Source organism: Streptomyces sp. NPDC053367, assembly GCF_044545925.1.
In the GTDB taxonomy this organism is placed as follows: Bacteria; Actinomycetota; Actinomycetes; order Streptomycetales; family Streptomycetaceae; genus Streptomyces.
Map to the genome: position 1 here is coordinate 288,372 of NZ_JBITYN010000002.1, position 14,966 is coordinate 303,337.

A 14,966-nucleotide genomic window follows, 5' to 3' on the forward strand; every position below is an offset into this window, starting at 1 on the left:
GGGGCTGAGCCCGCCCTGAGGGAACCCGCGCGCCTCAGACGTCGATGGTGGTCAGTCGTTTGGTGGCGCGGGTGAGGGCGACGTACAGATCTCGCTCGCCGCCGGGACGGGCGGTCGTGATTCCGGCCGGGTCGACCACGACCGCGGCGTCGAACTCGAGGCCGCGTGCCTGCGACGCGGGTACCAGGCGGGCGTGCCGCTCGATCCCCGCGGCCGCGAGCTGCTCCGTCGTGTCGTCGGCGCAGATCACGCCGAGCAACTCGCCCGGGTGGGCGTCGCTTTGCGCCCGGAGCTCCGTGAGGAGGGTGGCGATGAGCGTCTCGGGGGTCGCGGCCAGGGCCCGGGGCGCCTCGCCGTGCCGGATCGAGCGGATCGGCGGCCGGTTCGGGGCGATCCGGGCGAGCAGGTCCTCCGTGGTGGCGAGGATCTCCTGGGTGGTGCGGTAGCTGACGGTCAGGGTCCGCAGGTCGAAGCGCGGGCCGAGGTGCGGGCCGAGGGCCTCCGTCCAGTCGCGGGCCGTCGTCGCGGGTCCTGCCTGGGCGAAGTCACCGACCAGCGTCATCGACCGGCCCGGACAACGGCGTACGACCATCCGCCACTGCATCGCGGTGAGTTCCTGCGCCTCGTCGACGACGACGTGCCCGAAGGTCTGCTCGGGCGGGCCGTCGACCAGGCTCGCCGCCTCGTCGAGAAGCGGCACGTCGGCGTCCGTCCAGGGCGCACCGGGCGCCCGCCTCAGCAGGGCCCGCTGATCGTCGGTGAACTCCGGCAGACGGGTCGCCAGTTCGTCGTCGTCCGTCAGCAGGGCGTCGACCACGTCGCCCGGCGTGAGCCGCGGCCACAGGTCCTCGACGGCCCGGTCCAGCAGGGCGTCGTCGAGGAGTTCGGCGCGCACGGCGTCGGCGTCGAACTCGTCGGCCCCCGTGGCGGGCACACCGTCCACCCCGAGGCGGCGCAGGTCCGCCGCCGCGGCCCGGTCCAGGTCGAGACCGGTCAACTGCGCGACCTCGGCGTCGATGCGTTCGAGTGTCTCGGCACCGCTGCGGACGAGTTCCCGGACGAGGGCGTCGACCAGCAGCTCCTTGAACAGCCGGCGGGCCCGGTTGTGCGCCGGACCGCCGGTCCGGGCCGACTCCCGGGCCTGGGCGACTTCGCTGTCCGGCAGGCGGATCCACTCCTGCCCGACCCGGACCTCGAAGTCGCCGCCCGGGGCCTGGCACGAGCGGACCACCGCGGCCAGGGCGTCGGCCAGTCGGGCACCGCCCTTGAGGCGCGCCACCTCGAAGGGGTCTGTGGCGTCCGGTGCGACGCCCGCCAGTTCCTGGCACGTCGCCAGGACGACGTCGTTCTCCCCGAGCGACGGCAAGACCTGGCAGATGTAGTCCAGGAAGCGCGCGTTCGGCCCCAGGACGAGCACACCGCGCTCGGCCGCCTTGGGGAACGCGTACAGCACATAGGCGGCACGGTGCAGTGCCACGACTGTCTTTCCGGTGCCCGGGCCGCCCTGCACCACCGTCACACCGCGGTGCGGCGACCGTACGATCGCGTCCTGCTCGGTCTGGAGGGTCGCGACCGCCGCGCCCATCCGTCCGGTGCGCCGTTCCTGGAGTGCGGCCGTCAGCGGCCCGTCGCCGAGCACGTCCTGTCCGGTGGGTTCGGAGCCGTCGAGCAGTTCGTCGCTGAGCCCCACCACCCTGCGGCCGGTCAGCCGAAGATGGCGGCGGCGCCGCAGCCCCATGGGATGCACGGGCGTGGCCTCGTAGAAGGGCCGTGCGGCCTCGGCCCGCCAGTCCACCAGCACGGGCAGGTCGTCGGAGTCCCGCTGCAGTCCCAGCCGTCCGATCCGCAGGACGGTGCCGTCCGCCAGGTCGATCCGGCCGAAGACCAGTCCCTCCTCCGCGCCCTCCAGCTTGCGGACCTCCCGCGTCAGCCGTCCCGCCGCCACTTCCCTCTCGTACGTTTCACTCGCGCCGTCGGCCGGCGACGCGAGCACACACGCCAGCTGCTCGCGCGCCTCGGCCAGCCGTTCGTCGAACAGCTCGCCTATGACGGAGACCTGAGCCCGCTCAAGCTCCATCTCGCGCGCGGCAACATCGTTGATCTGAGACAAGAAGAAGCCCTCTCGGCTTGAGCCGCCACTATTTCGAGGCGTCACTATGCAGACGGATTCCGGAAAAGTAAACGTTGACCGAACTGGGCCGACTGTGTCCTCCTTTGCGTCACGGCTGTGGGTGATGAGGCCCGGGGTCAGGCCGTGGCGTAGTCGGACAGGGCGGGTTCGAGCATGTCGAAGGCCCGGTCCGCTTCGCCGGCCACGGTCTCGGCGATGCGGTCGTCGGGCTGTCCGTCGAGGGTGAGCTCCTGGATGCGCTGGAAGAGCACCCGGTGCACGGCGCTCAGTAGTCCCGCGGCGGTCCGGACGGTGATGTCGTCGGCGGAGGTGCCGGTGGCCTCGGCGAGCGCCTCGGCGAGCCGGAGCTCGCGCTGGTCGTGCAGACCGCGCAGGCACGTGCTCAGCGTGGGGCTGTCGGCGACCATCGTGGCGAACTCCCGCCCCGAGAACCCGGCGACCGGGTCCTGGGTGGAGACGGCGTGGGTGAACGCCCGGCGCAGTGCGGTCAGCGCCGATTCCCCCGCCTGCCGGGTGGTGACGGTGTGGGCCAGGGAGGCGGCGAACTCCTCCTGGTGGTCCAGGGCCAGCTCCTCCTTGCGCGGGAAGTAGTTGGTGACGGTCTTCTTGGCGACGCGGGCCGCGGTGGCGATCTCGGCGATGGTCGTCCGCTCGAAGCCCTGGGCGATGAACAGCCGGGTCGCGTGGTCGGAGATGAGCTGCCGGGTCTCCTGCTTCTTCGCCTCGCGCAGTCCGGCTGGAGGCGTGGGTGTCTCAATGGCCATGAGCGCAATCTTACACCGATACTACTTTTATGTTGACACCCTTGAGGGGTCCGATCTAAGTTTACGTCTGTAGCAAGTTTGACCCAGTCGCCTCATCCACTGACGCCTCCCCGCCGCATCAAGGAGCCTCATGCAGTTCACCGCCTCCACCGTCTCGCTCACCGTCGACGACGTCACCGCTTCCCAGGACTTCCTCACCACCCATCTCGGCTACGAGGTCCGGCAGGCCGCCGACGGCTTCGCCGCCCTCACCCGCGACGACGCGGTCGACCTCGTCCTTCTCGCCCGCGGCATCGAGGTCCTGCCGCCCGAGCAGCGCGACCAGCACGCCCGCGGGCTGATCCTGGCCTTCACCGTGGCCTCCGGCCTGGCTGAGCACCAGGAACGGCTGCGCGAGGCCGGCGTCCCGATCACCATGCCCCTGCGCGAAGAGCCCTGGGGCGAGCGCCTGTTCCAGGTCACCGACCCGAACGGAGTGATCGTCCAGTTCGTCGAGTGGGTCACTCCGAGCTGAGCCGAGGCCCGAGGGCCGTTTGCTTGCCTTCACACGAGGGGGGCGTCCCACGGCGGCGAGCGCATGTGTCTGCGGGGCACGCGTCGGCGCCTCTGTCACCAGCCCATCTCCGTGTAGGCGCGGCCTTCGGCCATACCGGTGAGGGCCGCTTGTGTGTAGGGGGCGATCGGTTCCGGGAGGTGAACCAGCGCAGCAGCACGCCCTCGCGCAGCTGGAGACCGTCGGGATTCCCGTGGCGGCCCTCGAAGACCTGGAGAGTCGAGCCTGCGCGTCAAGGAGCTTGGTGCGCAGGGTCGCGGAGGTGACCTCGGTGAACGGCAGCCACCGGGCTTCGGAGGCCTCCTCGTCCGGCAGGGTGAGCTTCGCCCGGTGCCGGAGGTGCAGCACCCGCCGGTCGCGGTCGACGACGACCGCGCTGCACGAGACATGGCCGGGCAGCGTCGCGCGGCTGGTCACGTCCGCGCCCCGCTCCAGGGCGGTGAGCAGCTCGGCCAACGCGCCACGCTCATCGGGGTGGTGGGCGAGATACGCCTCGACGGTCTCTCGGATGTGCCGGTTGTGTCGGATGCGTTCGGTGGTCACCAATGTCGGCCCCCTGTCTGACGGTCGCGGCCCGGTCATCGGGTACAACGACCCGCCTCCCGTATCGAACACATGTTTTTCGGTCGGTCCCGGGGCCCGGAGCCGCACGGTTCGTCGAAGCTGCGTCATACACCGACCCTTGTCGCGCATGAGGGCACCGACGCGGCCGGATTGTCCGAAACAGGGCAGTCGGCTCGGCCGGGAGGGCCGAGGCCGCGAAGGTGGAGCCGGGAGGCCGGCTCGGCCCGCCGGGCGAGCCGGTCACCGTAGTAGGTTCCCGAGCACGGGCCGCACGACCTAGGGGGATCCCATGAAGTGGGCGATGACCGACGACTACGCCTCGCTCGTCACGACGCTCATCGTCACCGTCCTCGCGGTCGGCACGATCCAGACGTACACACTGATGCGCCGGCTGGGCGATTCACAGACGGAGGACGTACGCAGGACCGTAGAGGCGCGTCTGAGGGTCATGGACGCCATGCGCCGAGACGTGGCCCCCGACGCGGAGGACCTGCGGGCGGCGCGCGTGTCGACGGTCCGCTTCCTGGCCTTCACCCAGGCGAACCTGTCGGCCTACATAGCCGGCGTGGTGTGGAGCGTGGTGGTCGTCGTCCTGGGCGTCCAGCAGATCAGGATCCTGATGTGGGCCGGTTCCGCCGACCACACCGCGAACCCCGGCCTGGCCAGGGACTCCTTCTGTCTGGTCTCCGCCGCTGTCGTGCTGCTCCTTGCCGAAGGACTGGTCAGGGCGTTCGTACGGACGGTCGTGGAGCAGCGGGAGTCGCTGAAGCCGCTGCGCGAGTACCCGCGCGACGAACGGGCCCGTATGCACGCGGCCGTACGGCGGTTCCACAGGACGGGCGAGGTCCCGGGCCCGGCCGATTCCACACGGTCCGCGCCGCCGACCGCCCGATGACGTCACGCGGTCGCAGGTGCGGCAGGCGGGGCGGCAGCGACCGGCCGGCCCGGCCGCCGCGCTCCTCGGCCAGACTCAGCGCCTCACGGCCACCGGCACGGTGTCCACGGTGACCCGCCGCCCGTCCTCGGGAGAGTAGAAGTACGCGGTGAGCAGACCCGGCCCGGACCGCGCCGCCCGGTACGGGAACGTCACGTCGAAGGTGCCGCGGGTGCCCGAGCCGGACGTGGCCATGACGCGGACGTCGGCGGCCGTGCGCCCGGTGGCGTCGGTGACCCTCAGCCGGAACTCGGCTTCGAAGGTGTTCGCGGTGCCCCAGACCCGGACCGGCGTGCGTACGGTGCCGCCGATCGGCGGCGACTCGATCAGGACGGCCGGTGTGACGTCCTCGAAGTCCGCCCGTCCCACGGGCCGGTCGAGGCGGATGCCCTCGCCGCCGAACGACGTGACGGGCCTGCCGTCGAGGCGGAAACGCACCTTCTCGATACTCGGGTAGCGGGTCAACGTGTACACGACCTGGGCGAGACGGGCGCGTATCGACAAGGTGCCGCCGCCGTCGTCGTACCGCCCGGACAGGTCGGCGGTCGCCACCTTGTCGCGCACCGCCAGCGAGCGCAGTCGTGCGCCCGACGGGATCGCCGTCGTACGGCCGTGGCGCGCCTCGGTGCCGCGGGGTCCCGCCAGCAGGGCGCGCACGGCCCCCGCGGCGGTGGCCGGGGCGGTGACGGTGCGCGGGGCGGGGGAGACGTACCCGCCGTGCAGGAAGTACACGACGGCGGTCACCCGGCGGGGGACGGTCGTACCGCTGCCGCTCGCCGTGGTGGTTTCCGCGGGTCGGACGGTGCCGACGGACAGCAGCGACAGAGTCAGTGCTGAGACCAGGACGACGGGGACGCGCCCGCGGGGGCGCGGAGCCGGGTGTGTGCCGCTCATGGCAGCCTCCGACCTTTCGGGAGTGCGCCAGCGACGGCTGGGACCAGGGAGGGTCGGCCGGTCGGCCCCGACGCGTGCACGTATGGGACGAGTATGCGACCGACACGGCGCTGTGAAGGTCATGGGTCTGCGACAGTCGCGACGGCCCTGAGCGCATGCCGGATCCCGTCCCGGGGCGCGTCTGTTGTGGAGCGCGCGCCGGATCCCGCCCCGGGACTCCGTCATGAGCGCATGCCGGATCCCGTCCGGGCGCGTCTGTTGTGGAGCGCGCGCCGGATCCCGCCCCGGGACCTGTCTGTCATGAGCGCACGCAGGATCCCACCCCGGGACCTGTCCGTCATGAGTACCGGTACTCATGTCCCTTCCGCGCCTGTGCCGATATCGGTCCCCGCGCGGCATGACAGGGTGGCGTCATGTCCGCCTCGATCCGGGCCCGTCGGGGCCCTTTCGCCGCCGCCGTCCTCGTCCTCACCGCCGCGCTGGCGCTCACCGGCTGCGGCCGGCAGCGCGCCTCGGACACGACCGCCACGGAGGGCGGCCCGGCCACACCCCCGGCGAGTGCCTCGCCCGGCGCCGCGGGAGCCACCCCCTACGTGGAGCCGGGAGCCGGCGACGGCGCCCCGCACTACAACGAGAACAACGGCTACCGCCGCGAGGGCGACATGTCCCCGGCGCACGAGGCGGACGCCGACCGCGAGGCCGAGCGGATGACCCCGGTCATCAAGCGGCTGTGGCAGCAGAAGAAGTGGGACCCCGCGAGCGTGCGCTCCGCCCTGCTGGACCTCGGCTACGAGGAGGAACGCGTCAGCCAGGACGGCAAGCGCCTCGGCGGGACGCTCACCGTCCGGGCGATGTACCCGCGCTTCGAGGCCGACCACTACGTCACACCCGAGGGGGCGCTGGTCGCGCTGCGGGTGCACGACGACGCCTGCGTCACGGCGTTCCTGCAGAAGACCGACTACCAGGTGCGGACCAACGGCATCTACCCGGAGACCGGCTGCCTGGAGCCGCCCGCCGGGCACTGAGGTCCGGGGCCATCGGGGCGGGGCGGGGCGGCCGGGGTCCACACACCTCCACCTGCCGCGTGGTGGAGCCGTCCGGGGGACGCTTCCACGAGGCCGTCGGAAGAGATCCGAGAAAATCTTGTCCGGCCATGTCGAGAATCCAGGACCGGCTCCGTCCCCGTAGTGAGCGCGACCAGAATGGGTCGCATCAGCACCGAGGAGTACACGATGGCCAAGTATCTGCTGCTGAAGCACTACCGGGGCGCCCCGGCCGCGGTGAACGACGTGCCGATGGACCAGTGGACGCCGGAGGAGATCTCGGCCCACGTGCAGTACATGCGCGACTTCGCGGACCGGCTGGAGAAGACCGGCGAGTTCGTCGACGGCCAGGCGCTCGCCCCGGAGGGCGCGTGGGTCCGGTACGACGGCGAGGGGCGGCCGCCCGTCACCGACGGCCCCTTCGCCGAGACCAAGGACCTCATCGCCGGCTGGATGGTGATCGACGTCGACAGCTACGACCGCGCCGTGGAACTGGCCGGGGAACTGTCGGCCGCGCCCGGCGCGGGAGGCAAGCCGATCCACGAGTGGCTGGAGGTGCGTCCGTTCCTGTCCGCGCCCCCCACCGTCACCGAGTGCCACTGAGATGGACGAGGTCCTGCTGCGGAGCCTCACGCCCGGCGTCCTCGCCGTCCTCGTCCGCCGCGGAGCCGATTTCGCGGCGGCCGAGGACGCCGTGCAGGACGCCCTGGTCGAGGCGGTCCGGGTCTGGCCGGACGATCCGCCCCGGGATCCGAAGGGCTGGCTGGTCACCGTGGCCTGGCGCCGGTTCCTCGACGCGACCAGGGCGGACGCCGCCCGGCGCCGGCGTGAGGACCTCGTCGACGAGGAGCCCGCGCCGGGGCCCGTGCCCGCGAGGGACGACACGCTCCAGCTGTACTTCCTGTGCGCTCACCCGTCGTTGACGCCGTCGTCCGCGGTCGCGCTCACCCTGCGCGCCGTGGGCGGCCTGACCACGCGCCAGATCGCCCGGGCCTACCTCGTGCCCGAGGCGACGATGGCCCAGCGCATCAGCCGGGCCAAACGCACGGTGTCCGGCGTACGGTTCGACCGGCCCGGCGACGTCGCCACCGTGCTGCGCGTCCTCTACCTGGTCTTCAACGAGGGCTACTCCGGCGACGTGGACCTCGCCGCCGAGGCGGTCCGCCTCACCCGGCAGCTCGCGGCCCGGTTCGACCACCCCGAGGTGCAGGGGCTGCTCGCCCTCATGCTGCTCCACCACGCCCGGCGCGCCACCCGGACAGCGCCGGACGGCAGCCTCGTGCCGCTCGCCGAGCAGGACCGCTCCCGCTGGGACACCGCCTCGATCGCCGAGGGCGTCGGGATCCTCCAGGCGGCCCTCGCCCGCGACCGGCTCGGCGAGTACCAGGCGCAGGCCGCCATCGCGGCGCTGCACGCGGACGCGCCCACCGCCGAGGAGACCGACTGGGTGCAGATCGTCGAGTGGTACGACGAACTCCTGCGCCTGACCGACAGCCCCGTCGTCCGCCTCAACCGCGCGGTCGCCGTGGCGGAGGCGGACGGGCCGCGCGCCGGGCTGGCGGCGCTCGCCGGCCTGGACGACGCACTGCCCCGCCACACCGCCGTCGCCGCGTACCTCCACGAGCGCGACGGTGACCTGGCGACGGCGGCCCACCTGTACGCCGAGGCGGCCCGCAGGGCCCCCAGCCTCGCCGAACGCGACTACCTGACCCGCCGGGCGGCCCGCCTCAACGCCCGACGGCGTGATTGATCGGCTCATCCGCGTGACGAACCCTGTCCTGGACGGCTCGGCACCGCCGGGGCCCGTCGGATCGGCCCGCAGTGGCCGCGTCCCGACGGCCCGGCTCGTCCTTCGGGCGCGTGATCGCGCCGTGCCCTGTCCGAGGGGTGCTCCGGCAGACGCGCGTGACGTACGCGCCCCGACCGCCTCCCTCCGGTGAGGCCGCGCCCAGTGGCCCGGTGATGGAGACGTGGACCATGACCACGGTGTGAAGGTCACCGTCACCGACGGCACCGGGGACGACCTGACCATCAGCGTGGTCAACCCCGCGTGACGGACTGACCGTCACACCGCGCCACGCACCGACGACGGCCGGGACGCCCCCGTGGGCGCCCCGGCCGCCGTGCGTGCGGCACCTCAGAGCGGAACGGGGGTGCGGCCGCACGCGAGGTGACACCGGGTCCACCCGTCAGCCCCGGAGGGCCAGGAGTTGACGCGTGTGCTGCGGCACATGGTGGTCGGCGAGGCCGTCGATCAGAGCCGCCAGCGGGACCGGCCCGTCCAGCAGGAGCGTGTCATCGGACAGCAGCAGCGACGGCACCAGGACCGAGGCGGCCTCCTCGCCGAGCCGGTCCGCGATGTCGCACAGGAGGCCGGCCTGGGCGCGGACGTGTGCGATCAGGTCCGCTCGCCCCGAGTGCTCGGCGACGATCCGGCGCAGGTTCCAGGTGTCGAGGCAGATCCGGTTGTCGAAGGCGGGCCGCGCGCCGGCGACCACGCTCAGGGCCACCGCCGCGGTCGAGGCGTCGACGCTGAGGAGATGCGCCAGGATCAGGTCGGCGTTCCAGCCGCCGTCGTCCGGCTCGCCGAGGCCGGGGAGGGCCGCCGCGTCGAGGAGCGTGTCGTAGGCGTCGCGGAGTGCCGTGGTGTCCATGGGTGCCTCTCTCAAGCCGGGTCGGTCGGATCCTGGTCCTGCTCCGCCGCCTCGGCGATCCGCTTGATGCGGGCCAGCCTGCGGTCCCACTCGGACGCGAGTGAGGCCATCCAGCGAGCCGTCGCGTCCAGCGCGGCGGGGCGCACCACATAGCGCACCTCGCGTCCGGCCCGGCTCGCGGCGACCAGTCCGGCGGCGTCCAGGACGGCGAGGTGCTTGACCACCGCCTGCCGTGAGACGGGGAGTCGGCCCGCGAGTGTCGTGGCGGTGGCCTCGCCGTGCGCGGCGAGCAGGTCGAGCAGCCGGCGCCGCGTGGGGTCGGCCAGGGCGCCGAGGACGCCGTCGACGGACTCGGCGCCGGAACGTTCCTCCGTCATGCGGAGGGCTGTTCGGCGCGCGACTTGAGCGCGTCGAGCTCCAGCGGCCAGCCCGCGCTGTGGTCCTTGAGGTTCTGGCTGCGCAGCTCCTGCGAACCGGCCAGCGCGGCGAACCCGCTCTCCACGACACGCAGCCGCGTCCCGTCGCCCTCCCGGGTCAGCGTGAACTCGACCAGGGTGGAGTTGTCCTCGCGCAGTTCCTCACCGGGGAAGGCGCTGGTCCAGCGGTAGGCAAGGTAGGCCGGCGGGTCGACCTTCTCCACGCGTACCGGGAAGTCCCCGTGCTCGGGGTTCTTCGCCACCATCGTCTCGCCCTCCCTGGCCACCGTGCCCGGCAGGCTCGCCTTGTCGGCCACCCAGAACCCGGGCTGGGCCACCAGCGTCCAGACCCGCTCCAGGGGTGCCGCGATCAGGGTCTCGCGCTCGATGCGGTCCTCGCTCATGAGGGACTCCTCGGTTGTCGCCATCAGGTGCAACCTCAGAGTTGCACATCGGGAAGCGACGTGCAACCCGAGGGTTGCGTAACATGTGACGGCGTCCGGAGAGCGGTGGGCAGGGCCGCAGCGGCATCGTCCAGCAGTCGGAGGCGGTACGGCCGACTGGTCGACCCGTCCCTCGGCCACGGGCAGGAACTCCTTCCACGCCTCGGCGAACCGGCGGTCCAGCCCCCGCGCCCCCAGTCGGCGATCCGCTTGCGCATCTGGTCGGGCGCGAGAACATGCCCGGCCCCGGCTTCTGCTCCGGGGAGATCGTCAGGGCGATCGGGATGACCGAGCCCGGCGGCGGCTCCGACCTCGCCGCCCTGCGCACCACCGCGGTCCGCGACGGTGACACCCGGGTCCTCGACGGGTCGAAGACCCGGGTGTCACCGGGCGGACCGGAGGCGTGCTCCGGCCCGCCCTCGGTGAGTCCAGGACTCAGACGCGGTCGGCCGCGATCAGGACGTACTGGAAGGAACCGTCCCGGTACGACTCGATGAACGCCTCCTCGATCCCGGTGACCAGCGAGGACGTGGCCCGCAGCTCCCAGTAGGGCAGCGTGTCGGGGGTCAGGTCGACGATCGTCTGCGGCACCAGCCGGTTGTCGGCCATGGCCCGCAGGTACTCACGGCGGGAGTGGATGTTGCACTCGAAGTGGGCGTTGATCTGGGACACCCACTTCGACGGCTGGCCGTAACGCGGGTTCCAGCAGCCGGTGATCGTCACATACCGGCCGCCCACCTTCAGGAACCGGGAGTGCTCGGCGAACAGGTCGTGCAGGTCGACGTACATGGTCGACTCGTTGTTCCACGAGGCGGTGACACTGCCCTTCTCGAAGGGCGTGTCGAGCATGTTGCACACATGGGACCGCACATGGTCGTCGATCCGCAGCTCCCGCGCGCGCCGGTTGCCGAAGTCGGCCTGCGCGGCGGACAGCGTCACGCCGTCGACCCGGCACCCGAAGCGGCGGTGTGCCATGACCATGGAGCCGCCGCGCCCGCAGCCGGCGTCGACGAGCCTGTCGTCGGCGGTGACGGGGCCGAGGTGGTCGAGGAGCACCTCCGCCTGGGCGGACTCGAGCCGGTGCAGCTCGGCGATCAGCTTCTTCTCGTACTCGCTGTCCTGGGGGTCGCCGAGCGCGGCGTGGTCGACGGCGCCGATGCCGTAGTGGTGGTGGTAGAGCCCGTCCACGTCACCGAGGCGCAGGTTCACCGGCCTCGCCTCGTTGTTCCAGTAGCGGGCGATGTCCTCCTGGTAGGGCGTCGCCGGAGCCGGGATCTTCGCGGAGGCGGTGGAGGTGATGTCAGTCGTCACAGATGGTTCCGTTCTTTACCAGAAGTCGGGCAGGCTGTAGCGGAAGGTGTTGGTGCGGTGCCAGTCGTGGTTGCCGTCCACCCAGGCGGCCACGCCCTTGAGGAAGCGCAGCACGGGAGGCACGGGCCACGCCGCGGCGAGGTCGGCGGCGGCCGCCTCGAACGCGTGCATGAGTTCGTTGTGGACCTCGATCGCCTTCAGGTACGCGTCGCGCTCGCAGAGCTTCTCGCGTTCCGCGATGACCACCGGCAGGTTCAGGTGCCGGCCGGGGCTGTCGAGTTCCTTGGTGTAGGAGTACAGGTCGTTGACGATGGTCGTCGCGTTCCCGGCGAGGGCGATGACCCGCTGCATCTCCGGCCGGGCGTGCAGGTCCGCCGGCAGTTCGTAGCCGCCGACGGTGTCGGTGATGGTGGGGCAGGGGCGGAAGTTGTTGAACTGGCGCATCGCCAGGTACTCCCACACCTCCGGTACGTAGTCGGTCTCGGCCCAGGCGGCCTCGGCCAGATAACCCATGTGGAGCCGGGCCATGTCGTGCCGGAAGCGGTCGGCCTGGGAGGGCGTGGCCGCGCGGACGAAGTAGTCCATCGCGCTGCGGTACGCCCGGCGCGGGGCGTCCGACCCGAGCGACTCCGCCCAGCCGGGCGCGTACTCCGAGGTGGTGTGGAGGTGGTCGAGCGCGGTGTGCGCGAGGAGCAGGCGCCCGCCGAGACCGACGGGTGAGCCGCCGTGGTCCTCGCAGTAGCAGTCGTCCACCGCGTTCTCGGCGACCATCAGCCGGGTCGCGAGCATCAGGTGGTCGACCGACGGGGCGTCGGGGTGGCAGCCGACCATGTAACGCCCGACGGAGAAGCCGTCGAACTGGCCCTCCCACTCCTCGGGGTAGAGCTGGACCTCGTCCTCGGCCCAGAGCTTGATCCGGCGGCTCACCTCCGCGACGCGCACGGGGTCCGGCTCCGGGATCGGGTGGTGGTAGAGGCCGGGGACGGCCCGGCCCTCGGCGGGCGCGAGGGGTGCCGCGGATGCGACTTCCGCTTCCGGCGGCAGGGAAGGGTGCCTGCGCGCCAGGGACAGCGAGGCCGTGCCCAGCCCGGTCGGTCCGCCCAGGGCCCGCTGGAAGGCATTGCCGGCGGGCGCGGTCGGTGCGTCGGGCACGGCAGGTACGTCGGGCACGGCCGGTACGTCGGGCACGGCAGGTGCGGGCAGGACCCGTGCCGGTGCGGCGGCCGCCGGCGGCACCTGCGGAGGTACGGGCGCCGAGACGTCGGTGGGCGTCGAGGGCGGCGGCGGGTGCAGGAGTGCGACCGGCGGATGCAGTGCGGCCAGGAAGTCCGGGACCGCCGACGGGGCCGGACGGTCGGGGACCACCGGCCTGGGAACGTCCGGCACGGCGGTGGACGGCGTCGACTGCTGCTGTGGGGCGGGTGGTACGAGGGGCCCGGCATCGGGCATCCGTAGCTCCTTGCTGCGGTGGGTTGAGCGTTCAGTGCTGTGGGGGAGGAGGCGAACCTCGGCCTTCCGTCCCGTCAGCGGGCGATCTGCACGTTCTCCATCACGCCCAGCGCGTCGGGCAGGAGCACCGCGGCGGAGTAGTACGTGCTGACGAGGTAGGAGACGACCGCCTGCTCGTTGATGCCCATGAACCGTACGGACAGGCCCGGTTCGTACTCGTCCGGCAGGCCCGTCCGGCGCAGGCCGATGACGCCCTGGTTCTCCTCGCCGGTACGCATGGCGATGATGGAGCTGGTCTGCTCCTTGCTGATCGGGATCTTGTTGCAGGGCAGGATCGGGACCCCGCGCCAGGCCGGCACGGTCTGTCCGCCGAGGTCGACGTTGTCGGGGTAGAGACCGCAGGCGCTGAAGCCGCGCCCGATGGCGGCGATGGTCCTGGGGTGGGCCAGGAAGAGCTTGGTGCCACGCCGTCGGCAGAGCAGGTCGTCCATGTCGTCCGGGGTCGGCGGGCCGGAGCGGGGCTGGATGCGCTGCTTGAAGTCGGCGTTGTGCAACAGCCCGAACTCGCGGTTGTTGATCAGCTCGTACTCCTGGCGCTCGCGCAACGCCTCGACGGTGAGCCGGAGTTGCTCCTCCGTCTGGTTCATCGGACCGTTGTAGAGGTCCGCGACACGGGTGTGGACCCGCAGGACGGTCTGTGCGACGGAGAGTTCGTACTCGCGCGGCTTGAGCTCGTAGTCGACGAAGGCGCTCGGCAGGTCGGCCTCGCCGAAGTGACCTGCGGACAGCGGGATCGCGGCCTCACCGTGCTTGTTCTGCGGCTTGTGCGCGGCCGAGCTGAACCGCTCGATGTGGGCCTGGAGGCCGGGCGCGGAGGCCTGGACGCGGGCGAAGTCGGCGCGGGAGAGGGTGAGGAGGACGCCGGCGGTCTCTGCGGTGACCGTGCAGTCGTGGCGGGCGTCGGCGTCCAGCAGGGCGTTCTCGCCGAAGTGCGCGCCGTCCGCGAGCACCGCGATGCCGATCTCGTCGCCGTACCTGCCCTCGGAGGTCTGGGTGACGCGGCCGTGGGCGATGATGTGGATCCGGTCCGCCGGGCTGCCGCGCTCCGCGAGGACCTCGCCCGCCGCGAAGTCGCGCTGGGTGCAGCGTTCCGCGAGGGCGGTGAGGACGCCGGTGTCCTCGAAGCCGCGCAGCAGGGCGAGTTCGCCGAGCTCCCGCGGGATCACCCGGACCGTGGCGCCCTCCTGCACGAACTCGATGCGCCCGTCGCCGACGGTGTGGCGCAGCCGCCGGTTGACCCGGTAGGCGCCGCCCTTGGTCTCGACCCAGGGCAGCATCCGCAGCAGCCAGCGGGAGGTGATCTCCTGCATCTGCGGCACGGACTTGGTGGTGGTGGCGAGGTTGCGGGCGGCGGCGGTACTCAGGGACTGCTGCGGCACGGCTTGTGCGGTCCGGGCTTCCGGGCTGCTGTCGACGGTCATCGGGGGGAGCTTCTCCTCGCGCGACGGGGTGGCCGGCGTACACAGGTGCGCCGGCCGCGAGAAAGGGAGGGTGCGGCAACGGACGCGGAGGATCACTCGATCCGTCCACCTGCAGGAAAGTAGCCGCTGGTCGGGGCGCATTCGTAGCCGAAGCGGAATGCTTACCTCGAAGCGGTGACATACGGGTGGAAGCGGTTTATCCCGTCGATAGGTGCTTTTGCGCCACAGGCATCCGTGGGTTCCGGATCCGGCCACCGCCCACGCCTGTCCGCCTCCGGATCCGGCCACCGCCCACGCCTGTCCGCCTCCGGATCCGGCCACCGCCCACG

General features: G+C 72.1%; 14 protein-coding genes. 5 read left to right on the plus strand and 9 right to left on the minus strand.

What is annotated here, in order from left to right:
* Positions 1-34: 34 nt before the first annotated feature.
* Both ACIGXJ_RS07815 and ACIGXJ_RS07820 read right to left on the minus strand, forming a co-directional pair.
* The gene (locus ACIGXJ_RS07815; protein WP_399642793.1) at positions 35-2,077 is read right to left on the minus strand and encodes a HelD family protein; all 2,043 of its coding nucleotides are present in this window, start codon (positions 2,075-2,077) and stop codon (positions 35-37) included.
* 170 nt (positions 2,078-2,247) lie between these two features.
* The gene (locus ACIGXJ_RS07820) at positions 2,248-2,895 is read right to left on the minus strand and encodes a TetR/AcrR family transcriptional regulator (RefSeq protein WP_399642439.1); all 648 of its coding nucleotides are present in this window, start codon (positions 2,893-2,895) and stop codon (positions 2,248-2,250) included.
* Between the two features lie 130 nt (positions 2,896-3,025).
* On the opposite strand from ACIGXJ_RS07820, the gene ACIGXJ_RS07825 reads away from it, so the two are divergent.
* Positions 3,026-3,409: a VOC family protein gene (locus ACIGXJ_RS07825; protein WP_399642440.1), complete on the plus strand. Its 384-nt coding sequence runs from the start codon at positions 3,026-3,028 to the stop codon at positions 3,407-3,409.
* Positions 3,410-4,301: 892 nt separating this feature from the next.
* The gene (locus ACIGXJ_RS07830) at positions 4,302-4,907 is read left to right on the plus strand and encodes a hypothetical protein (RefSeq protein ID WP_399642441.1); all 606 of its coding nucleotides are present in this window, start codon (positions 4,302-4,304) and stop codon (positions 4,905-4,907) included.
* A 75-nt stretch (positions 4,908-4,982) separates the two neighbouring features.
* Here ACIGXJ_RS07830 and ACIGXJ_RS07835 read toward each other — a convergent pair whose 3' ends face one another.
* Entirely contained in the window at positions 4,983-5,840 is an 858-nt protein-coding gene (locus ACIGXJ_RS07835; protein WP_399642442.1) for a GerMN domain-containing protein, read from the minus strand.
* Between the two features lie 413 nt (positions 5,841-6,253).
* Here ACIGXJ_RS07835 and ACIGXJ_RS07840 point away from each other — a divergent pair, with 413 nt between their 5' ends.
* From ACIGXJ_RS07840 to ACIGXJ_RS07850, 3 genes are all read left to right on the plus strand, one after another.
* The gene (locus ACIGXJ_RS07840; protein WP_399642443.1) at positions 6,254-6,865 is read left to right on the plus strand and encodes a hypothetical protein; all 612 of its coding nucleotides are present in this window, start codon (positions 6,254-6,256) and stop codon (positions 6,863-6,865) included.
* A gap of 207 nt (positions 6,866-7,072) precedes the next feature.
* Entirely contained in the window at positions 7,073-7,486 is a 414-nt protein-coding gene (locus ACIGXJ_RS07845) for a YciI family protein (protein WP_399642794.1), read from the plus strand.
* Position 7,487: 1 nt separating this feature from the next.
* Complete coding sequence (locus tag ACIGXJ_RS07850) at positions 7,488-8,633, plus strand: RNA polymerase sigma factor (protein WP_399642444.1); 1,146 nt, start codon at positions 7,488-7,490, stop codon at positions 8,631-8,633.
* Positions 8,634-9,072: 439 nt separating this feature from the next.
* On the opposite strand, the gene ACIGXJ_RS07855 is transcribed toward ACIGXJ_RS07850, so the two are convergent.
* From ACIGXJ_RS07855 to ACIGXJ_RS07880, 6 genes are all read right to left on the minus strand, one after another.
* On the minus strand, positions 9,073-9,537 hold the full coding sequence (locus ACIGXJ_RS07855; RefSeq protein ID WP_399642445.1) for a hypothetical protein: 465 nt from the start codon (positions 9,535-9,537) through the stop codon (positions 9,073-9,075).
* 11 nt (positions 9,538-9,548) lie between these two features.
* Positions 9,549-9,914, minus strand: coding sequence for an ArsR/SmtB family transcription factor (locus tag ACIGXJ_RS07860; protein WP_399642446.1), 366 nt, complete (start codon positions 9,912-9,914; stop codon positions 9,549-9,551).
* A complete protein-coding gene (locus tag ACIGXJ_RS07865; RefSeq protein ID WP_399642447.1) occupies positions 9,911-10,357 on the minus strand; it encodes an SRPBCC domain-containing protein in 447 nt (148 codons plus the stop codon). Before ACIGXJ_RS07865 ends, ACIGXJ_RS07860 begins: the two co-directional genes overlap by 4 nt.
* 474 nt (positions 10,358-10,831) lie before the next feature.
* Complete coding sequence (locus ACIGXJ_RS07870) at positions 10,832-11,707, minus strand: geranyl diphosphate 2-C-methyltransferase (RefSeq protein WP_399642449.1); 876 nt, start codon at positions 11,705-11,707, stop codon at positions 10,832-10,834.
* A gap of 15 nt (positions 11,708-11,722) precedes the next feature.
* Positions 11,723-13,156 (minus strand): family 2 encapsulin nanocompartment cargo protein terpene cyclase, encoded by a 1,434-nt coding sequence (locus ACIGXJ_RS07875; RefSeq protein ID WP_399642450.1) that lies wholly within the window; start codon positions 13,154-13,156, stop codon positions 11,723-11,725.
* A 74-nt stretch (positions 13,157-13,230) separates the two neighbouring features.
* On the minus strand, positions 13,231-14,637 hold the full coding sequence (locus ACIGXJ_RS07880) for a family 2B encapsulin nanocompartment shell protein (protein ID WP_399642451.1): 1,407 nt from the start codon (positions 14,635-14,637) through the stop codon (positions 13,231-13,233).
* Positions 14,638-14,966: the final 329 nt, after the last annotated feature.

Bases quoted from the DNA above. Each gene is read 5' to 3' on its own strand.
- ACIGXJ_RS07850 (WP_399642444.1), top strand. From the start codon at position 7,488: ATGGACGAGGTCCTGCTGCGGAGCCTCACGCCCGGCGTCCTCGCCGTC.
- ACIGXJ_RS07825 (WP_399642440.1), top strand. From the start codon at position 3,026: ATGCAGTTCACCGCCTCCACCGTCTCGCTCACCGTCGACGACGTCACC.
- ACIGXJ_RS07860 (WP_399642446.1), bottom strand. From the start codon at position 9,914: ATGACGGAGGAACGTTCCGGCGCCGAGTCCGTCGACGGCGTCCTCGGC.
- ACIGXJ_RS07820 (WP_399642439.1), bottom strand. From the start codon at position 2,895: ATGGCCATTGAGACACCCACGCCTCCAGCCGGACTGCGCGAGGCGAAG.
- ACIGXJ_RS07865 (WP_399642447.1), bottom strand. From the start codon at position 10,357: ATGAGCGAGGACCGCATCGAGCGCGAGACCCTGATCGCGGCACCCCTG.
- ACIGXJ_RS07835 (WP_399642442.1), bottom strand. From the start codon at position 5,840: ATGAGCGGCACACACCCGGCTCCGCGCCCCCGCGGGCGCGTCCCCGTC.
- ACIGXJ_RS07840 (WP_399642443.1), top strand. From the start codon at position 6,254: ATGTCCGCCTCGATCCGGGCCCGTCGGGGCCCTTTCGCCGCCGCCGTC.
- ACIGXJ_RS07845 (WP_399642794.1), top strand. From the start codon at position 7,073: ATGGCCAAGTATCTGCTGCTGAAGCACTACCGGGGCGCCCCGGCCGCG.
- ACIGXJ_RS07875 (WP_399642450.1), bottom strand. From the start codon at position 13,156: ATGCCCGATGCCGGGCCCCTCGTACCACCCGCCCCACAGCAGCAGTCG.
- ACIGXJ_RS07830 (WP_399642441.1), top strand. From the start codon at position 4,302: ATGAAGTGGGCGATGACCGACGACTACGCCTCGCTCGTCACGACGCTC.
- ACIGXJ_RS07880 (WP_399642451.1), bottom strand. From the start codon at position 14,637: ATGACCGTCGACAGCAGCCCGGAAGCCCGGACCGCACAAGCCGTGCCG.
- ACIGXJ_RS07815 (WP_399642793.1), bottom strand. From the start codon at position 2,077: ATGGAGCTTGAGCGGGCTCAGGTCTCCGTCATAGGCGAGCTGTTCGAC.
- ACIGXJ_RS07855 (WP_399642445.1), bottom strand. From the start codon at position 9,537: ATGGACACCACGGCACTCCGCGACGCCTACGACACGCTCCTCGACGCG.